Genomic DNA, 19,207 nt, shown 5'->3' with positions numbered 1-19,207 from the left:
AAACAATGACTGAATCGACGAAAAGAGTACGTATTTCCCAATGGGACGCGCTCATGCTGGAATCTTTACGCGCATTAGGCTGGTCGGATGAGGAGCTAATCCGTCGGGTGCAGCTCAACGAACTGCCGTCGGACGGACAGTCCGATTTTGATTATGCAGAGCTTGCCACCGGGCTGGCGTCCAAAGAGCCGGAGATTTTTGCAAGCGCGGTAACGGACGGATATCAGATCAAATACAACACGATACGGGGTATTCGTTCTTGGATTGCCGCTGCGTTTGGGCGTGAGCCTGACCTGTCACTGGTGGAAGGAAGCGAAGCCGTTACATCCGAGCTGACGAAGGCCGAGTATGCTCGGCTGGAGCAGGTGCTGTCGTTTGGTTGGGGTATACAGGAAGTACAGCCTGCCACTGGAGATACTGCGGGATTGTACCGAATTGTGCCTGCTGTCCAGACGGTATAAATTATGGGCTCGTTCTGCAAAATTAAGAGAAGTGAAAGGCCGTAATTTAAATGTTACCATAGGGTATATAATTGGGCCGATACGAGAGTGTCTAAGCCGATTTAGGTGTCACGGTTTAGGCACTCTCGCGCTTAACCCACCTACGGAGCGAAGATTAAAAGCTGAGGACCAGATTTAGAAGGTATAATACGATATTCATAATGTCTATGTGCGATAATCTAGAAAGGCATAGCTAAACGCCAATTGGAGCGCGAAATCCAGACCAACTTGGCCTATCGCTGGTTTCTGGGACTGGGATTGACCGACAAAGTTCCAGACCACACCACGATTAGCTGGAATCGGCGAACCCGATTTAAAGATACGAATATCTTTCAGGATATTTTCGATGAGATTGTTCTCCAAGCGATTTCACACCGAATGGTAGGTGGGCGTGTTCTGATGACTGACTCCACCCACGTGAAAGCCAATGCAAATAAACACCAGTACACCAAACAGCAAGTCCTGCAAAATATCAAGGATTACGTGGACGAGCTCAACACCGCCGTAGCCGAAGACCGGAAAGAGCATGGAAAAAAGCCCTGAAACCCAGAGAGGAAGTGAACGAGGAGAAAGAAATAAAAGTGAGCAAGACCGATCCAGACAGCGGATATATGATTCGGGATGGCAAACCGGAGGGCTTCTTTTATCTGGATCACCGCACGGTGGATACCAAATACAATCTCATTACCGATGTGCATGTCACGCCCGGAAATGTCCATGATTCCGTGCCTTATTTGTCGCGTTTGGACCGTCAGCAAGAACGTTTTAAATTTAAGGTCGAAGCCGTAGCCTTAGATTCGGGTTATTTAACTACACCGATTTGCCGAGGACTACAAAGCCGAAAGATTTTTGCCGTCATTGCTCACCGCAGGTTTCATCCCAAGCAAGGATTGTTTCCAAAGTGGAAGTTTACCTTTGATGCTGAGCGTAATCTCTATATTTGTCCGGCGAGTCACGAATTAAATTACCGGACGACAGACCGCAAGGGATACCGGCAATACGCTTCCAATTCAGAGCAGTGCAAGACCTGTCCTTTGCTAGGTCAATGCACGCAATCCCAAAACCACCGAAAGGTGGTGACCCGACATGTTTGGGAGGACAGCAAGGAATGGGTGCGGAACAACCGACTCAGTAAATCTGGCAAGCAGTTGTATCGCAAACGAAAAGAGACGATAGAGCGAAGCTTCGCGGATGCTAAACAGCTCCATGGATTTCGCTATTGCCGTTTGCGCGGACTCCCAAACGTTAGGGAGCAAGCACTGATGACGGCGGCTGTCCAGAACATGAAGAAGATGGCGATCCATCTGGATCGCCTGGAAAAGCAGGGGTAACCCCCTCGGTTTCCCGATTTCGCATAGGCTAGAACATACAAAGAAACCCAAGGTCTTAAAATGACCTGGGTTTCTCGACAATCTGAGGGCGGAATTAATCCGCCCTTTTTTTTATGCTTACTACTTAGGCTACATCATAGGAAACTGTCGTATAGTAAGTGTAGTACCCCATTGTCGGGCCTTCATGACACTCCATCCAGATTGTCGATACTACTTTGAATCGGGTGAACTGTCTAGGATTATCGACAAGATTTTGCAACAAGCCTACAAAATTCTGTCTTTCAGTATAGGTCCACATGTTTGCACTTCATGACAGCTACGTTGTTCAATACAAAAAAGAAAGCCTCGAACCGGAAAAGATTGGATCATATGTTTATTGATGCATGAAAAATTTGTATTGGTATAGTATAGTTGAACAAATGGAAAAAGAAGGTGATACCAATGACTTTTGCTCTTGTATTATTTATTGCTGCTGTGATTCAATTTGCTCTGGATAAAATTATCAGCAAAACAGATGAGAAGATATCAGACACGGATGGTTTTATCCCATACAGGTGGTTCGTTGTGATTGGGGGTATTGTGGTAATTTTGTCAGTTCTTTTTGTTAAAGATCCTTATAAATATGTTTGGATTGGCGTATTACTTATTCTAGTGTTCGGTGTTCGATCTATCCTCCAATGGAAATATATTCGAAGTTCACAAAAACATATTATTTCACTATTGATGATGGCCATATCTGTAGTTGGTACAATTGTTTACGTTTTAATTTAACAAAAAAACCGCACAATTAGTGCGGTTTTTTTGTTGTACTACTATTGATGATTAAGAAGCGTAAATCCAAGTTCCATCGAGCCGTTGCATGCGGTAAATAGAACCAGCTTGAGTGATGTAACGTGTTGTACCTCCAGCGTTGGAGTACTCTACAAAAGCAGCTTCAAATTCAATACGTTTGTATTTGTTGGTGTTCACATTAAACCAGCTAGCGTGTCGCGAAGTCCCGTTCAGACCAGCGGTGATAGAGTTGAGGAAATAGTTAGTTGCTAGTGAGCCAGCAATAAGAGAACCCAATCCCAATGCTACACCAGCAGCAGTTCTTGTAGCAAAGGCAAGAGCAAATATGGTACTCGCTTCACCAGCGATGGTACTGAGTTGTTTTCTAATCCAGCTTTCGCTTTCTTTCCGTTTAACGGCATCCACGGTAATTTGTTGTGCTCGAACCATTAGGTTAAGTTCAGAGGCACTAACACTAATTCTTTCAGTATATTCACGAACATCAGCCATGATAAAATTCCTCCAATTTTAATAGATTTAATTAAGAGATAGGGTAGGAATCAAACTAAGCTGTACCCCGCAGCCTAGTTGATTGAATTAGGTGTGTTGAGAATGAACTTGAATTGATGGAGTCGCTGACATCCAAATGGCTCCACATTCTTTTGATATCAGTCTTCAATTCTCCTTCACTTATGTAGGTGATTTAAGGCTGTGAATTACAACCAAATCGTGAAAATTGCGAATACATAAATTTCCTCTAATTCATGTACTTTGCTCGATTATCCCCTACACTTATATAGGAGTTGGGGGCTGTAACTACACAACCTGAACACGAATTTTTTTCTGGATCAAGAAAATTCCCCTCCATGCGAGAAGAGTTGAGGAGTATATTCCAACCTCGACCCTAGCAAAATCTAAATAAGCTGCCCCGGTAGGTAACCGGAAGCAGCTTATCGCTAAGGACTTTTTATTTCTTCATGATAAACTCAAGAAGTTCGGTTTTCATACTCTGGATGGCATCCTCTTTTGGCATACGGATAAATTTACTTAATCTCTTAATATCTGGATCGAAATATTGAAAAATTGCATTCATGGCCTCTACATCGGATTTGGTTTGGGCAAGTGCTACTAATTTCATAAACTCATCATCTGACATAAATCGTGAAGCGCCTTCTTTTTCCATTTGTTCACCGCCTGTTGTGTAATATGGAGTTCCTTGGCAACTTGGACTTCGGTTTTATCGTTTATGTAAATTTCATGGATGACCTTTTTGCCTACCTCAGACCTTAATCTATTAATATATGATTGCATCGTTATTTTGTTATCAGACTCTTCGGAAAAAGAGGATTGAAAGAGATTAGGCTTGGATTCTAAAGAAATTTCACGTTTCCGATTGCGTTTTGTACGATACTGCATTCGCCAAGCAATTCTGTAAAGCTCACGTCGATAATCTTCAATAGCACCCATCGGAAATTTCCTCCCTTATGTTGTTCATATACGCATATATAAGGTAGGGAGTTATCAAAATCTATATAACAACCAAATTATAGAATCAATGTTCTTTTATTAGCGAAAATAATATAATTTTGATTTTTTTTGGAACTATTTGAAATTGACTTGAAGAAGCCACTGAAAATTCGTGAAGGATATAGGCGATATGGGGAAGCTGCTGGAGGATCTTTTCCCTAGTATGCTGGCATGGGCAGCCGAAAAAAGGAACGGAAAAAGAACCGTGTCCGCCAAGCGTAAGGGATCGCTGTTGCTAAAAAAGAATGGGTGAAGTTTGGAAGGTCTAAGAGACAGATAATTGGGGCCGGGATTTATGTGAGCGTACGATAAGTGGAAATCCAGAGAGATTACCGTAGCCGAAGTTATACGTGAACTAGGTATGGGCAAAACGAGTCTTTATGATATAGTTTTCATACATACTGATATAAGAGAGTTGGGGTGCAGCATGACAACACTACAAATTGTCGATCCATTCGTGAATCCGGAAATACGCGCGTTTCAGGCAGGCGCTGAGGATCAGGCTGAGGTGCAGGAGTTAATTTTACAGACTGCCAGATGGCTGCACAGCAAGGGCTCGACTCAATGGGGCAAGTTGTTAAAAGGGAAGGATGATCATAATCTGGAAGGCGCCATTTCGCGCGGAGAAGTGATCATTTTTCGAACATCAGAGGGGCACCTCTTGACAGGCTCCATGATTCTGCAACAGCAACCCAGTGCATGGGATCATAAGCTGTGGGGGCTAGATGCTGCTGATTCCGACGGAGGAACCTCAGTATATTTGCATCGCCTGGTTGTGGATCGGGATAGAACCGGGAAGGGACTAGGTCGTGAACTGGTGCAATGGATTGAAAAAGGAATTCATTTCACAGGCAAGGATCGAATCCGATTAGACTGTATTGCGGGGAATGACAAGCTTAGTCAGTTTTACAGACAATGCGGCTATACCTATATAGGTGAAACGGGCGGCTATAATATTTTTGAAAAGATGCTATCGAATTGAGCTGTAAGAAAAGAAAACTGAAGTGAGCAAAAGGGACGTCTGGACAAACAGACGTTTTTTTGTTTTTTGGAACCCGTCCTGACCATTTACTTTGTGTTACCACTTTAAGTAAACGTAAAATTTTTATTTATACATGAAAAAGGGGGATATCGCGTCTCCCTCTTTTACATATGATGATAAGAGAATTTTTGTAAGCGCTTCATGTCAGTATGTCATACAACTATGCGAAGCTACAGGAGGCGGTTAAGATGGACAATTACATGAGCTGGATAAAAATTGGTTTTTTTCTCATCGTTCTGTTGTTACTTGCAGCGGCATGCACTACCTCTCCCAAGCTGGAAAACACGGATGGGAGAAAATTCCGGATGATCATGCAAGTCTGGGGGAATCCTGCGGAGGTGAAGGTGTACCAGCGTGCACTGGATTTATTCGAAAAGGAAAACCCGAATATTGAGGTTAAGCTGGTGCCTGTACCGGGCGACCAATATGAGCAAAAGCTGCTGACACAGCTTCAGGGAAGTCGCGGGCCGGATGTATTTTATTCGTATGAGCCGACGATTGCACGTTTAATTGGAGCGAAGCAGGTGCAGCCGTTGGGTGAATTTTTAAAAAGTGATGCCAGTAATGTAAAAGCCGAGGATTTCCCGGAAGGCTTGTGGGGTCCGGCGAAGCGTGATGGGGAAATCTACGGGGTCACTCCTGACTCCAATCCGATGGTGATGTATTACAACAAAAAGGTCTTTAAGGATGCCGGTATGAAGACACCGCAGGAATATTATGACGAGGGCAAGTGGAACTGGGACGCTTTTGAGGAAGTCACATCGAAGCTGAAATCTGCCGGAAAGCAGGGCTATATTGCAGAAAACGGGTGGGCTCACTGGTATTCATGGGTGTGGTCGAATGGCGGTCGGATTTTTGATGAACAAGGCAAGTATGTACTGGATCACAATGAAAAGGGCAAGGAAGCCTTCCGCTTCATGTACGATATGGTGAACAAGGGAAATGCGGTATATCTCGGCTCGCTTCCCAAGGGGCAGGGGGCTGACGCCATGTTCATGTCCAACCAGGTCGGTATGCTGGCGGCGGGAAGATGGCTGGAGCCTCTGTTCAGTCCAAATAAAAGCCTCGACTTTGATTATATTTACTGGCCCTCCAACACAGGCAAAAATGAACCTGTCGCCATTCCGGTTGCTTACGTAGCCGTAAACAAAAACAGCCCGCATCTGCAAGAGGCCATGAAGCTGGCTGCATTCTACGTCTCCGTGAAGGGGCAGGTGGCGCGACTGGTTGAAGGTGGGAATGCCATGGGTACGCTTGCCGCCGCAGATGAGAGCATTATGAAAACGGCGACGATTGAGCATTCCAGCTATTTGACCGAAGGACGTGACAAAGGGCATGCGCATGGCTCTGCACTGGCCTACGACGCACAGATACCGGGATTAAACTCAGATATCACGAAAACGATTGACCTGATGTTCTTGGGCAAGCAGGATGCGGCGGCAACGATTGAGAAGCTGAATCAGATCATATCCAAGGCGGTCAAGTAGGCACGGAATAAGGCCGTGACCGGGGAGGAAGGTGACAAGATGCAGAACAAGTATCAAGCGCTGTGGGGCTACCTATTTATTAGCCCCCAGTCTCTGGGTCTGTATGTTTTTCGCTGTTGCCATTGCTATATGCGTTTGCCAGGTTCTGATTAATTACCCCTTAAAAAGTCATAATTTCGCCTTGAAAATAAGCAAGGAATTCGGGTCGTCCAAGTAGAAGTTGTTGTTGTCGAGGTGACAAAAGCTTCATCGAGGCGCTCTGAATTCCTTAAATCACTTGTATCTTAACTGTGCAAATGAAGGAGTGGTATGCCGTGAAAGTCGTAATTTGTGAAGACGAATGTTGTTGGGGCGATGCGTTAAAAGCGTCTATATCTCGGTGGGCTCTAAATAAAAATATAGAGTTGCAATGTACTGATTTTTATTCGTCCCAGAAATTAGTTCAATATCTTAATGCTCACATAGATATAGACGTAGTTTTGCTCGATATTTCGCTAAGTAGTGAAGAAGATATTGATGGGTTGGCTACAGCAAAGCATATTCGGAAAATGGGGAATCGGGTACCTATCATTTTTGTTACAGTTGATTCTGCTCGTGCTATTGACGGATATTTAGTTGAAGCCATGGGCTTCTTGAAAAAACCTATTGACGAGAAGCGACTTTCGCTATTTCTGGATAGGGTAGTGAAGCGAAAAAAACCGGAACGAGTATTTACTATTATTGCAGAGTCCACGATAAATATGGTTCGTCAAAGTGATATAGCTTTTGTAGAAGTGAATAATCATACAATAATCTATCATACAACAAAAGAGGAAATCTATCTTAGAGGAACATTAAATAAAGTGATGCAGTTATTAGGCTGTGAGAATTTCATCCAGATACATAGGTCATATGTGATTGCAAAATCTAAAATCTACAGAGTAAAAATAACTTATCCATATTCCGTGGATATTCTCAATGGTCATGAGATTACCCATCTTCCCGTGAGCAGAAATTATATTAATAACCTGCTTGAGGTGTACTCAGATGATGTATTGCAGTGAATATTATGAATACAGTATGCCTTCTTGTAAAACGGAAATTTATTCGTATTTCATGCTGTTTACGTCATCAACATACTATCTACGCCAGCCCCTTGAAAATTCTTCTGTACTGTTTGATAATCTGGACATAACAGAAGAAACGATTGACTCATATTCAAAACTACGAAAGGAGTACAATATGAAATTTGTCAAAAAAAGCGTTAGTTATATTTTGGCCATACTGCTCATGTACGGTGTTTTAGCAGTTCCCTCTTTCGCGGCCAATGAAACAACACCGCAAGTGGCTAAGGAAGAGGCGAAAAATGCAGAAATTCAATCCATGCCCGCTATATCGTATTCTGCCATGGATACTCAAAAATTTGACAATCTAGATGAAATATCTCCGAACGAAGCAAAAAAGATTTCCACAGATTCTACCCAGAGCAGAACCGTTAAACCGCAAAGCGCATGGGGTATCTCCGAACCTGTATTTGTAGGAGATGGCACTCTTAGTGAATCATTTGATAGTTATGTGGTTTCTCTCACTGCAAAGCAGCTTTCATTTCTAAAGCTGGATTCCAGCAATACAAATTTGTTGGCTATTCTGTACAATGTCAATGCCAACGGCTCGTTAGGCAGTTCTACTGGATGGGGTGTTAAAGCAAACGGAGGTCACTCATACGTTAATATCCCGGCAGGGAAATATGCGATTGTAATTGGTTCTGCAACAGGTGAAGAAAGAGGTAACTATAAATTGATGTGGAATGCTTCAAATCCATCAGGTGCTTCTTCCATTATCAATTGTACAGCCGACCTTTCCAGAGTCGTCTTGTATTATAATCTTTCAACAATCCGCAGTAACGGAGATAATATCTTGGCAGAACTCAAATGGGAAAATCACGAAACATGGTATACCCCAAATGGGTATTCAGCTAGAGATATGAGCATGTCAGTAGCTGAAGTAAAGGGTGTATATTTGGGGTCATTCTCCAGTAGTTTACCCTATTTCGCTCCAAATGCCTTACTGATTGATATCAGTAAGGGATCATGGCTCTATATGAACAGCTATTATCGTAATGTAGAGGGAGATGTAACGCACATTATGGATTACTTCGATCTTTCTGGTCTTAAAACTCCGAGAACCTTTGGAACAGAGCATACCGATTTTTCGTATGGTCCTAATTACATCGTTATTAATTTGGACACATTCCAAGTTTGTGAGTTCTTAAGTCCATTTAATTATCATTATACTTCAGACGGTGGCCGCACTTATTCGCTTACCAAGCTACAAAAAATTTCTTAAAGCGAAAATAACCTCCTGCTTATCTATCTCAATACACCAGAGAAATTCACGGTTCCGGTGCTGCTCGTCTATATGATTGCTCAAAAACAAATTATCGAAGGTATTACCTTGACGGGTATCAAGGGGTAGGGGCGTCTCCCTGCTCCTTTTTCTGTTCTTTTCGATACTGTAACGGGGTATGTCCAGTTAATTGCTTGAACACACGGCCAAAGTGAGCGATGCTGTCAAAGCCCGTTTTTTCAGCAATGGCGGTCACTTTCCAGCTCGTTTCTCTCAGATACGCTCGTGCTTGCTGAACCCGGACATCCTGAAGATACTCTACTAGGGTAAAGCCTGTGGTCTGCTTGAAAATCCGGCACAAATACGTACTGCTGATATAAAAATGCCGTGCCAGTTGATCCAGGGTCAGCCTCTCCGCATAATGGGCATGCAGGTATTCGATGACCGCATACACTCGCTGCTGCTTCTCGCTGCGTTCCGGCGCAATGGTGTCGGGGGTGGAGGATTGTATGCGGCCAATTCGGATAAGCAGCTGGAGCAGCAAGCTTTGGAGATACATATGGCGGTATGCATGGTCTTGATGGTACTCATCCAGCATTTGCTGGAACAGATGCTCCAGATCGCGCTGTTCCTCCGCCGAAGGGCGAAGCAGAAAGCTTTTCTCCGGCAGGAGGGGCTGCTTCTGATCGCTGGACGGGGTGTCAGGCATCGACATGGCAACAAACGCTTCATCAAAATTGATCAGAATTCGCTCATGGCTACCGTTGCCCTTGTTACTCGTGCGATGAAAATCGTGTTTGCTGATCCAGATCAGATCGCCCTTCTGTAGAGCGTATACCCGCTGATTAATGTAATAGTAGCGCTCTCCTGCCAGCAGATAATAGATTTCATGTGCTTGGTGAACATGGTCAGCGGACATGCTGAACGGCTCTGTCCGTAGCGCTTGCTCGATGGAAAAACGGGGTGTGGCGATCACATCAACGGTCCCCTTTACGAGAAAATTAAAATGGATAATATATGTATACTTTAAGGACAAATTCACAATAAATGCGAAGAATTCGCTCTTTCTTATACTATAAAATAAAAGTAATTCATGCAAAGGGTGTGAGCCAATTGGCTAAAATCAAATATGCACTTGTAGGTACTGGAGGAAGAGCCGAATTTTTTTACGGTGAAGTTGTTACCGTTTTCAAGGATACCTCGGAGCTGATCGCGTTCTGTGACGTCAATCAGACGAGAATGGACTATGCCAACCGGCTGTTGCAGGAGAAATACGATCATGAGCCGATTCAGACCTATAAAGCCCATGAATTTGAACGAATGATTGCAGAAACGAAGCCGGATATCGTCATCGTCACGACCATTGACCGTGTGCATCATCAGTATATTATCCGGGCGATGGAGCTGGGCTGTGATGTTATTTCCGAGAAGCCGATGACGGTGGATGAGGATAAATGCCAGGATATTTTGGACGCCATAGATCGCACGGGACGCAAGCTACGCGTCACCTTTAACTACCGCTATGCGCCGCATAATACGAAAATCCGCGAGATTATTATGGACGGGACGCTTGGTAATATCTTGTCGGTCAATTTCGAATGGCTGCTGAACACACAGCACGGTGCGGATTATTTCCGACGCTGGCACCGGGATAAGCGCAATAGTGGCGGTCTGTTGGTGCATAAATCGACGCATCATTTTGATCTGATGAACTTTTGGCTCGGCTCGAAGCCGGAGACGGTATATGCGATGGGCGATCTGAAATTTTATGGCCGGGAAAATGCGGAACAGCGTGGTGTGACTGAGTTCTATCAACGGGCTTACGGCAGCAAGGCAGCGGAAAATGACCCGTTTGCGTTGCATCTGGACCGTAACGAGCACCTGAAAAGCATGTATCTGGATGCCGAGCATGAGGATGGCTATGTGCGGGATCAAAGCGTATTTGGCGACAATATTAGCATTGAGGACACGCTGAGTGTCATGGTGAAGTACAAGAACAAGACAGTCATGAACTACTCGCTGAATGCTTACATGCCTTGGGAGGGCTTTATCATCGTGTTCAACGGCACCAAGGGTCGGATGGAGGTACGGGTATCCGAGCAATCCTACGTTAATTCCGGGGGCAGTAAGGCAGACGAGGGGGCGTTAAAAGAAAAAACCATCACGATCTATCCCCACTTTGCAGCACCTTATGAGGTAGAGGTAGAGGAAGGCGTGGGTGGTCATGGCGGTGGTGATCCAGTCATGCTGCGGGATATTTTTGATCAGCCGGCAGATGATCGGTTCCATCGCGCAGCCTCACATATAGATGGAGCTTGGTCTATTTTAACGGGCATTGCCGCCAATCGCTCCATCCGTACGGGCCAGCCAGTAAAGGTGGAGGAACTGGTTCATTTGTAAAGAAGGGCAACCACTAAAATAACCAAGAAGCTCCCTGTTTATCTTATGGACAGAGGGGCTTCTTGGTTATTTTACTATCAGCGGCGGCAGAGTTTCTGTTAGCTGTCGTGGGGTACTTATTTCATTATTTATCGGTAGTCAGTTCACGTGCTCCCAGTTGTTGTACAGGGCGATGGTTATCGGGAAAAAGGGCAGCGAACCGGCTGATTTGGTCTGCTGACATCTCGATAGGCTGTTCCAGCACGGTCCAGTTCACATGCTCTGTGCAAGGTGGAGTGGTCAGAGAACCGTTATAGCGAATCGAGTGCAGGTCCTTCGGCAGAAGAATAGCGAGATTCAGTTCTCCCTCCAGAGCCTCTTCCTGAGAAACATCTTTTGGCAGTTTGGACCAAATACGGCTGAAAGCCTTATTCTCCTTGCCGCCTTGAATGAGTACTCCTAAGACGGCGGTGCTGCCGTTGTCACCCTGATGAACAAAATGAAGCTCCATATCGGCATTTTTACCATCTATTTGGTGTTCACTGGGATGATGGAAGTGAAACTGCTTTAAAGTGAATTTAGTACCGTCCAGTACAATATTATTACCGGGGCTGGCTGCATTGATTTGAACGGTGTGTCCATTATTCAGGATGGATACTTTCGTATTGGTGTAGTGAACCTGTATCGGCTGCTGCGTTTGCCAGGCTTCCATTCGAGAATGTTCTATGTTGACAGGGGATTGTTCGTGGCCGTTACCACAAGCGGCAAAATCCTTTTCCAGCTCTCCCCAATGCTCCGGTCCCTGATCTCCTTCATAAGACCAGTGTGGACTTTTCTGAACAACCGCATGGGCGGCGCTACCAGTCGGTGAAGACAAAGTATTCGTAGATTTGGAAGTGGCGGGCTGAGCATTACATCCGGTTGCCGACACAACCAGGAAAATAGCAAACATGCTGGACAAGCAAACTCTCCAGTTTTTTTTCATTGTGCATGATCCTTCTTCCCAAAGTAGAGTATGTGAAACTTTTTACATTGTAAATTATTGTACAAAGTTCCATCAAGGGTACAAGGACTTAGGAAGAAGGAAGGGGTGTAATCTTTTTTACAGCTGGTTCAGAATGTTATCCTCTAATACAACGGATTTATCCCCGTACTCCTTAATAATATGCTTTTCTCCCCAAGCACACAGAGAATCCAAAATGCTCTTCAGACTACATCCATATTCACTAAGCTCGTACTCTACTTTGGGAGGCACCTGATTGTAGCTAATTCGATTGACGATGCCGTCCTCCTCTAATTCCCGAAGCTGCTGCGTCAGCATTTTTTGTGTAATCGAAGGCATGATGCGTTTCAATTCGCTTGTCCGCATTTTCCCATGTGTCAAATGACACAGGATCACACACTTCCACTTCCCACCGATAACCTCTAAAGTCGCCTCAACCGAGATGTTGTATTTTTTCTGACCCAATGTCGATCCCTCCGTGTGTTTCACCTTGTTTAGGGTACTTTTTGGTACCTATATCACTAAAAAGTACGTACTGTTCATACTTGCTTGAATAACTCATAATAACATCTGCTGGTCGAAGATTTCTATAGATTAGGAGTGAAACACATGTCGTCAGACTCAAAAAGAAGCATTTGGCCATTACTGGCTTTAGCCGTAAGCGCCTTTGCCATTGGGACAACAGAGTTCATCAGCGTGGGACTGCTTCCCCTGATCGCTGAGGACTTGCACATATCTGTAACCATGTCCGCCTTAACCGTCACGTTGTATGCCTTAGGAGTAACCATCGGGGCTCCCGTTTTGACCTCGTTAACATCCAGTGTTCCCCGTAAAACGCTGCTGCTGTGGATCATGATTGTATTTATTGCAGGCAACAGCCTCGCAGCGTATTCCGGTGGAATTGTTATGCTGCTGATTGCACGTGTGATCTCGGCATTCTCCCATGGGGTGTTCATGTCCATTGGCTCCACCATCGCAGCCGATCTTGTACCCAATGACCGCCGAGCCAGTGCCATTTCCATTATGTTCTCCGGGCTGACCGTAGCCACGGTCACGGGTGTACCCTTGGGAACCTTTATCGGGCAGCAATGGGGCTGGCGAGCGGCCTTCATGGCGATTGTGATCGTCGGTGTGGTGGCACTCATTGCGAATCTGATTTTGCTGCCATCTACGCTGCGCAAAGGGAACAGAACCCCTTTCCGCGAGCAAGTCACACTGGTTACCAATGGCCGCTTGCTGCTTGCATTTATCATTACAGCCTTGGGGTATGGAGGCACGTTTGTGGTGTTTACTTATTTATCTCCATTGCTTCACGACATAACCGGATTTAAGCAGAGTACGGTAACGTTCATTCTTTTGCTGTATGGAATCGCGATTGCTATTGGGAATGTTGTGGGTGGAAAAGCTGCGAACCGCAAGCCGCTTTCGGCTTTATTTTACATGTTCCTAATTCAAGCAATTGTCCTGCTCGTTCTGTTGTTCACGGCTCCTTTTAAAACCGCCGGACTGATTACGATCTTTTTTATGGGATTGCTTGCATTTATGAACGTGCCTGGTCTACAGGTATATGTGGTGATGTTGGCCGAACGCTTTGCCCCCAAAGCCGTAGATGTCGCTTCCGCCGTCAATATTGCAGCCTTCAACGCCGGGATAGCCATTGGAGCATACGTGGGTGGAAGGGTGACTGATTCCTGGGGTCTTATTCATACGACCTGGATCGGGGCGATGATGGTTTTCGCTGCGGTTCTACTTACAGGCTGGAGTCGCACGCTAGAAAAAAGGGATACGGCTACTGCTTAAATGGAATATTTATGAAAAGATTTTGTCCCCGGATTTCTACCTTAAACCTAGGCTTTATTTAAGAAATCCGGGGGCGGTGGCGATGGGAAGCACCATCCGACTGCGTAGTAGCACGATAAGAAACTTTTAGTTCAGCTTATATAGTAGATAATTTAGGAAGGAAGATAAACAATGACTCAAAACCTACAAAGCACAACAACATTGCACAACGGAGTTCACATGCCTTGGTTCGGAATCGGGGTATTTAAGGTGGAGGAAGGCTCAGAGCTGGTCGATGCCATCAAGGCGGCTGTGAAGCATGGTTATCGCAGTATAGATACAGCCGCAGCCTACGCTAACGAAAATAGTGTAGGACAAGCCATCCGGGAAGCTCTTCAGGAAAATAATCTGTCCAGAGAAGACCTATTCGTAACGTCCAAAGTGTGGAATGCCGATCTGGGGTATGAAGAGACACGGGCAGCCTATCAAGTAAGCCTGGACAAGCTGGGTCTGGACTATCTGGATCTGTATCTGATTCATTGGCCGGTTCAAGGCAAGTATAAAGAAGCCTGGAGAGCTTTGGAGTCCTTATATAAAGAAGGGCGGATCAAGGCTATCGGAGTCAGCAACTTCCAGATTCATCATTTGGAGGACGTTATGAAGGATGCAGAGATCACACCAATGGTGAATCAGGTGGAATTCCATCCACAATTAACACAAGCCGAGCTACTGCAATTCTGTCAAAAGCACAACATTCAAATGGAAGCTTGGTCCCCGTTAATGCAAGGCCAATTGCTTGATCATGCGGTGCTGCAAGACATAGCGACCAAGTATGGCAAATCGGTGGCGCAAGTGATTCTGCGCTGGGATGTGCAGCAGGGAGTTGTTACCATTCCCAAGTCTACCAAGGCGCATCGGATTGTCGAAAATGCCGACATTTTTGATTTTGAATTGACGCAAGAGGATATGGATCGAATTCAGGCGTTAAATGCGAATTATCGGGTAGGTCCTGATCCAGATAACTTTGATTTTTAAACTCTATTTCCAAGATACGCCGTGCCTTTCTTCCATGAAAGGAGCGGTGTTTTTTGTCCTTGATGGGTCTGTAGCCACAGCATCCCAACCCCGCCATATGGTATTATAGGGTATGATAAAAGAGACGTTTTGGAAGCTTGTGAAAATGAAGACAATCCGGGGGACCTCATGAATAAGACGATTGCAGATATAGCCCAAATGGCTGGCGTGGCCAAGAGCACGGTATCCCGTTTTTTGAACGGCGGGGCTGTCAGCGTGGATACGAGACGTAAAATTGAAAAGGTGGTCAAGGCCACGGGCTATGTGCCTAATACCTTTGCCCAGAGCCTGAAAGCAAAGCGGACTAACATTATCGGAACCGTTGTGCCGCGTCTGGATTCCTTTGCCACATCCCATACGCTGATGGGTATAGATGAAGAGCTGCGGGCCCAGCATTATCAGATGCTGATCTCGAATACGAGCCAGGATGTGAAGCGTGAAATCGAAGCTATTTACGAGCTGGGTCGGCAAAAGATTTCCGGTATTATTTTACTGGCTGCTGAAATTACCGATGAGCATCTGACCGCGATCCGCGACATTGCGATTCCGGTTTTGCTGGTAGGGCAGCAGCACACGCAGCTTCACAGCCTTATCCATGATGACTACCGGGCGGGATATGATATCGGCGCATATGTTCTATCACAGGGCCACCGTGAAATTGCCTACGTCGGCGTTACGGAAAAGGATGTTGCTGTCGGTGTGCGGCGCAAGGAGGGCTTTAAGCAGGCTGTTCGGGATGCATTGCCCGATCAAGCTCATAGGGACGATGTGAAGCAACTGGAGCGATCCGCCGGGTACGATATCAGATACTATGAAACCGGTTTTAAAATGTCCGATGCACGAGTGGCTGCGTCTGCGATTTTAGATGGATTTAAGCCGTCGTTAATGGTGTGTGCTACGGATAATATTGCGCTTGGCGTGATCAACGCGGCGTATTCCAGAGGAATTGCCATTCCGTCGGAATTGTCAGTGACTGGCTTCGGGGGATACGATATTACGGAGGTGGTTCATCCTGCGCTAACAACCGTGCAATATCCTTACATGGAAGCAGGACGCGTAGCGGCGCAAAATATTGTAAGGCTGGTAGAACACAAGCCAGTAGAGAAAGTGACTGTTATGAATTATTCTCTTAGAGAGAGAGAAAGCGTTGACAAACGCTGAACAGGTGGATTATAATTTCTACGAAACCGGTTCCATAGTGCTGTGCACAAGTGGAATCGGTTGCAATCCCATGGATGAATATATTTTTTTAATTGTACGGGAACCGGTTCCTGTATATTATTTTTTGATTCAATTGGAACCGGTTCCTGAGGTAAAAGTTTTAATAAGAATGAGGTACACCTATGAAAATGACAAAAGAACAAAAGTATCGACTGATTGAGCAGGCAGAGCCGGGTGAAATAGCCAGCTTGGAGAAACAGGTGGAGCAATGTCATTGGCGGCAGGAGTTTCATATTCAGCCATCGACAGGCTTGCTCAATGATCCGAATGGCTTTTCGTATTATCAGGGTGAATACCATTTGTTCTTTCAGTGGTTCCCATTTGGAACCGATCATGGAATGAAATACTGGTATCATTTGAAGTCCAGAGATTTGGTCACATGGGACGACGCAGGCATCGGAATCGCACCGGGCGATTACTTTGATTCACATGGTGCTTATTCAGGCAGCGCGATGGAGCATGAGGGCAAGCTGTATATGCTATATACGGGAAATACACGTGACGGGGACTGGATCAGACATCCTTATCAATGTATGGCCGTTATGGATGAGAGCGGTCTCATTACAAAATGGGAGCATCCCGTTATTCCAAACGTGCCGGAAGGCTATACGGATCATTTTCGTGATCCCAAGCTGTGGAAGGACGGGGACAGCTTTTACTGTGTGATTGGTGCCCAAAGAGCGAATGCAACAGGCTGCGCCGTCCTTTATCGGTCAACGGACCTCCATACGTGGCAGTTTGAGGGGGAACTGCGCACAGGACTGGAGACATTTGGATACATGTGGGAATGCCCGGATTATTTTGAACTGGACGGCTCGGGTGTATTGGTATTTTCTCCTCAGGGCCTGGAGCCTTCCGGAGATGAGTATCACAATATTTATCAGTCGGGTTACGTGATCGGCAAGCCGCTGGATACCGGGACCAGGATATTGGAGCACGGAGCATTCCGCGAGCTGGACCGTGGCTTTGACTTTTATGCTCCGCAGACAATGGTTGACCCGCAGGGGCGGCGTATTATGGTGGCGTGGATGGGATTACCGGATATTGATTGTCCGACAGATCCGAACGGATGGGCGCATTGCCTGACGCTGCCGAGGGAGCTTACGCTTCATGAGGGTAAACTCATACAAAGGCCGATACCTGAGCTAACTACGCTGCGTAGAAAGCGTGAGGATCGGGTGGCTGACACGTTAACGTCAGAGAGCAAAACCTATACGGGCTTCAAGGGAACAGCCTATGAGCTGATTTGTGAGTATGATCTTTTGAGCGCCAAGGCGTGCGGTATTGAATTCCGCGCAAGTGCGACCGAGAAAACGGTGATCCGATATGATGCCGTCAGCCGCAAGCTTGTGCTGGATCGTTCGCAATCGGGTGAGCCTGTCGCTGCTTCGTATGGTGAGATAAGACAGTGCGCCATGAATGGGGACCATATCAAGCTGCATCTGTTCGTGGATACGTCTTCGGTGGAAATTTTCGTCAATGATGGGGAAGAGGTGTTCACCAGTCGTATTTTTCCGCACCCAGAGAGTGACGAAATACGCTTTTTTGCCGACAAGGGAGAGGCTCTCTTCCAAGCGGTAAAATGGGATTTTACATGAATATTCAACATCATCAAGTGGATCGTTAATCATCAATAACATGACGGAATGAACTAAAGGATGAACATCATGGCGGAGAACCGGGAAATAGCCAAAGAAGTGATCCAAGCAATCGGTGGGAAGGACAATATTGCGTCCTTTGCTCACTGTGCAACACGTCTGCGGATTATGGTGCATGACAAGGAGAAGATTGATCAGAAAAAGGTCGAAGAAATCGACAAGGTCAAAGGAGCTTTTTTCAACTCGGGTCAGTATCAGATTATTTTTGGTACAGGTACGGTCAATCGGATTTTTGAAGAAGTCGAGAAGCTCGGAGTAACCGGAACATCTAAAGAAGAAGTGAAGAGCCAGGCGAAAAAGGAGGGCAACGTCTTCCAACGCTCCATTCGTACCTTTGGCGACGTATTTGTACCGATCATTCCGGTGCTGGTTGCTACGGGGCTGTTCATGGGCTTGCGCGGCTTGCTTACCCAGCCGCAAATTCTGGCCCTGTTCGGCATGACGTCGCAGGATATTTCACCGAATTTCCTATTGTTTACCCAAGTTTTGACGGATACGGCTTTTGCTTTTCTACCTGCGCTGGTCGCGTGGTCAGCCTTTAGAGTATTCGGCGGTAGCCCGGTGCTCGGTATCGTCCTCGGTTTGATGCTGGTGAATCAGGCGCTGCCCAACGCCTATGCTGTTGCGGACGGCTCAGCCCAGCCCTTGACGATGTTCGGCTTCATTCCGGTGGTAGGCTATCAGGGCTCGGTATTGCCAGCCTTCTTCGTGGGCCTGATCGGAGCCAAGCTGGAGCGTGCGCTGCGCAAACGGGTCCCCGAAGCGCTGGATTTGATTCTTACACCGTTTTTAACACTGTTGATCATGATTGTACTGGGGCTGTTTGCCATCGGTCCGGTTTTCCATTCTTTTGAAGAGTGGGTACTGCAAGGAACGACGTTTGTACTGGATTTGCCTTTCGGTATTGCAGGGATTGTTATCGGTTTTCTCCATCAAATTGTTGTCGTTACGGGTGTGCATCATATATTTAATTTTCTGGAAATTCAACTGCTCGAAAAGAATGGCGTAAACGCCTTCAACGCCATCATTACTTGCGCTATGGCTGCCCAAGGTGCGGCTTGTTTGGCAGTTGGACTGAAAACGAAGAACAGCAAGCTGAAGGCGTTAGCG

19 protein-coding genes and 2 pseudogenes are annotated in these 19,207 nt (G+C 45.9%); 15 read left to right on the top strand and 6 right to left on the bottom strand.

Going from position 1 to position 19,207, the window contains the following annotated elements; all coding sequences use genetic code 11:
- Window positions 1-5 precede the first annotated feature (5 nt).
- The 3 genes and pseudogenes from ACIFQM_RS12965 to ACIFQM_RS12955 all read left to right on the top strand — a co-directional run bounded on the left by ACIFQM_RS12965 (window position 6) and on the right by ACIFQM_RS12955 (window position 2,602).
- Window positions 6-461 carry a hypothetical protein gene (locus tag ACIFQM_RS12965; RefSeq protein WP_430043557.1) on the top strand — a complete coding sequence of 152 codons (456 nt, stop codon included), beginning with the start codon at window positions 6-8 and terminating at the stop codon, window positions 459-461.
- A gap of 231 nt (window positions 462-692) precedes the next feature.
- Window positions 693-1,831, top strand: a pseudogene (locus tag ACIFQM_RS12960) (IS1182 family transposase); the annotation flags it as partial.
- A gap of 441 nt (window positions 1,832-2,272) precedes the next feature.
- Entirely contained in the window at window positions 2,273-2,602 is a 330-nt protein-coding gene (locus ACIFQM_RS12955; protein ID WP_430065681.1) for a DUF4181 domain-containing protein, read from the top strand.
- Window positions 2,603-2,653: 51 nt separating this feature from the next.
- Here ACIFQM_RS12955 and ACIFQM_RS12950 read toward each other — a convergent pair whose 3' ends face one another.
- From ACIFQM_RS12950 to ACIFQM_RS12940, 3 genes are all read right to left on the bottom strand, one after another.
- A complete protein-coding gene (locus ACIFQM_RS12950) occupies window positions 2,654-3,112 on the bottom strand; it encodes a hypothetical protein (RefSeq protein ID WP_430043561.1) in 459 nt (152 codons plus the stop codon).
- A 457-nt stretch (window positions 3,113-3,569) separates the two neighbouring features.
- The gene (locus ACIFQM_RS12945; protein WP_430065679.1) at window positions 3,570-3,785 is read right to left on the bottom strand and encodes a helix-turn-helix domain-containing protein; all 216 of its coding nucleotides are present in this window, start codon (window positions 3,783-3,785) and stop codon (window positions 3,570-3,572) included.
- Window positions 3,737-4,069: a sigma-70 family RNA polymerase sigma factor gene (locus ACIFQM_RS12940; RefSeq protein ID WP_430043564.1), complete on the bottom strand. Its 333-nt coding sequence runs from the start codon at window positions 4,067-4,069 to the stop codon at window positions 3,737-3,739. Before ACIFQM_RS12940 ends, ACIFQM_RS12945 begins: the two co-directional genes overlap by 49 nt.
- 190 nt (window positions 4,070-4,259) lie before the next feature.
- On the opposite strand from ACIFQM_RS12940, the gene ACIFQM_RS12935 reads away from it, so the two are divergent.
- From ACIFQM_RS12935 to ACIFQM_RS12910, 6 genes and pseudogenes are all read left to right on the top strand, one after another.
- Window positions 4,260-4,382, top strand: coding sequence for a hypothetical protein (locus ACIFQM_RS12935; RefSeq protein WP_430065677.1), 123 nt, complete (start codon window positions 4,260-4,262; stop codon window positions 4,380-4,382).
- Window positions 4,383-4,556: 174 nt separating this feature from the next.
- Window positions 4,557-5,111, top strand: coding sequence for a GNAT family N-acetyltransferase (locus ACIFQM_RS12930; RefSeq protein WP_430043567.1), 555 nt, complete (start codon window positions 4,557-4,559; stop codon window positions 5,109-5,111).
- 248 nt (window positions 5,112-5,359) lie between these two features.
- Window positions 5,360-6,658 carry an ABC transporter substrate-binding protein gene (locus tag ACIFQM_RS12925; RefSeq protein WP_430065675.1) on the top strand — a complete coding sequence of 433 codons (1,299 nt, stop codon included), beginning with the start codon at window positions 5,360-5,362 and terminating at the stop codon, window positions 6,656-6,658.
- A 314-nt stretch (window positions 6,659-6,972) separates the two neighbouring features.
- Window positions 6,973-7,701, top strand: a complete 729-nt coding sequence (locus ACIFQM_RS12920) for a LytR/AlgR family response regulator transcription factor (RefSeq protein WP_430043572.1) — start codon at window positions 6,973-6,975, stop codon at window positions 7,699-7,701.
- Between the two features lie 178 nt (window positions 7,702-7,879).
- Window positions 7,880-8,983, top strand: a complete 1,104-nt coding sequence (locus ACIFQM_RS12915) for a hypothetical protein (protein ID WP_430043574.1) — start codon at window positions 7,880-7,882, stop codon at window positions 8,981-8,983.
- Between the two features lie 18 nt (window positions 8,984-9,001).
- A pseudogene (locus tag ACIFQM_RS12910) lies at window positions 9,002-9,112 on the top strand (carbohydrate ABC transporter permease); the annotation flags it as partial.
- Here ACIFQM_RS12910 and ACIFQM_RS12905 read toward each other — a convergent pair.
- Entirely contained in the window at window positions 9,102-9,959 is an 858-nt protein-coding gene (locus tag ACIFQM_RS12905) for an AraC family transcriptional regulator (RefSeq protein WP_430043576.1), read from the bottom strand. The pseudogene ACIFQM_RS12910 and the gene ACIFQM_RS12905 overlap by 11 nt on opposite strands.
- 137 nt (window positions 9,960-10,096) lie before the next feature.
- On the opposite strand from ACIFQM_RS12905, the gene ACIFQM_RS12900 reads away from it, so the two are divergent.
- Window positions 10,097-11,383, top strand: coding sequence for a Gfo/Idh/MocA family protein (locus ACIFQM_RS12900; protein WP_430043579.1), 1,287 nt, complete (start codon window positions 10,097-10,099; stop codon window positions 11,381-11,383).
- Between the two features lie 124 nt (window positions 11,384-11,507).
- Here ACIFQM_RS12900 and ACIFQM_RS12895 read toward each other — a convergent pair whose 3' ends face one another.
- Window positions 11,508-12,347, bottom strand: a complete 840-nt coding sequence (locus ACIFQM_RS12895) for a carbonic anhydrase (RefSeq protein ID WP_430043581.1) — start codon at window positions 12,345-12,347, stop codon at window positions 11,508-11,510.
- 117 nt (window positions 12,348-12,464) lie between these two features.
- Window positions 12,465-12,830, bottom strand: a complete 366-nt coding sequence (locus tag ACIFQM_RS12890) for a winged helix-turn-helix transcriptional regulator (protein ID WP_430043582.1) — start codon at window positions 12,828-12,830, stop codon at window positions 12,465-12,467.
- 144 nt (window positions 12,831-12,974) lie between these two features.
- Here ACIFQM_RS12890 and ACIFQM_RS12885 point away from each other — a divergent pair, with 144 nt between their 5' ends.
- The 5 genes from ACIFQM_RS12885 to ACIFQM_RS12865 all read left to right on the top strand — a co-directional run.
- Window positions 12,975-14,165, top strand: coding sequence for an MFS transporter (locus ACIFQM_RS12885; RefSeq protein ID WP_430043584.1), 1,191 nt, complete (start codon window positions 12,975-12,977; stop codon window positions 14,163-14,165).
- Window positions 14,166-14,336: 171 nt separating this feature from the next.
- Entirely contained in the window at window positions 14,337-15,179 is an 843-nt protein-coding gene (locus ACIFQM_RS12880) for an aldo/keto reductase (RefSeq protein WP_430046300.1), read from the top strand.
- 168 nt (window positions 15,180-15,347) lie between these two features.
- On the top strand, window positions 15,348-16,379 hold the full coding sequence (locus ACIFQM_RS12875) for a LacI family DNA-binding transcriptional regulator (RefSeq protein ID WP_430043588.1): 1,032 nt from the start codon (window positions 15,348-15,350) through the stop codon (window positions 16,377-16,379).
- A 182-nt stretch (window positions 16,380-16,561) separates the two neighbouring features.
- A complete protein-coding gene (locus tag ACIFQM_RS12870) occupies window positions 16,562-18,037 on the top strand; it encodes a glycoside hydrolase family 32 protein (protein WP_430043590.1) in 1,476 nt (491 codons plus the stop codon).
- Window positions 18,038-18,106: 69 nt separating this feature from the next.
- Window positions 18,107-19,207 (top strand): PTS transporter subunit EIIC (locus tag ACIFQM_RS12865; RefSeq protein ID WP_430065673.1); only part of this gene is annotated, 1,101 nt, incomplete at its 3' end.

Source organism: Paenibacillus sp. NRS-1782 (assembly GCF_050467685.1).
Taxonomy (GTDB): domain Bacteria; phylum Bacillota; class Bacilli; order Paenibacillales; family Paenibacillaceae; genus Paenibacillus; species Paenibacillus terrae_A.
This window is presented reverse-complemented; position numbering and strand designations above follow the sequence as displayed.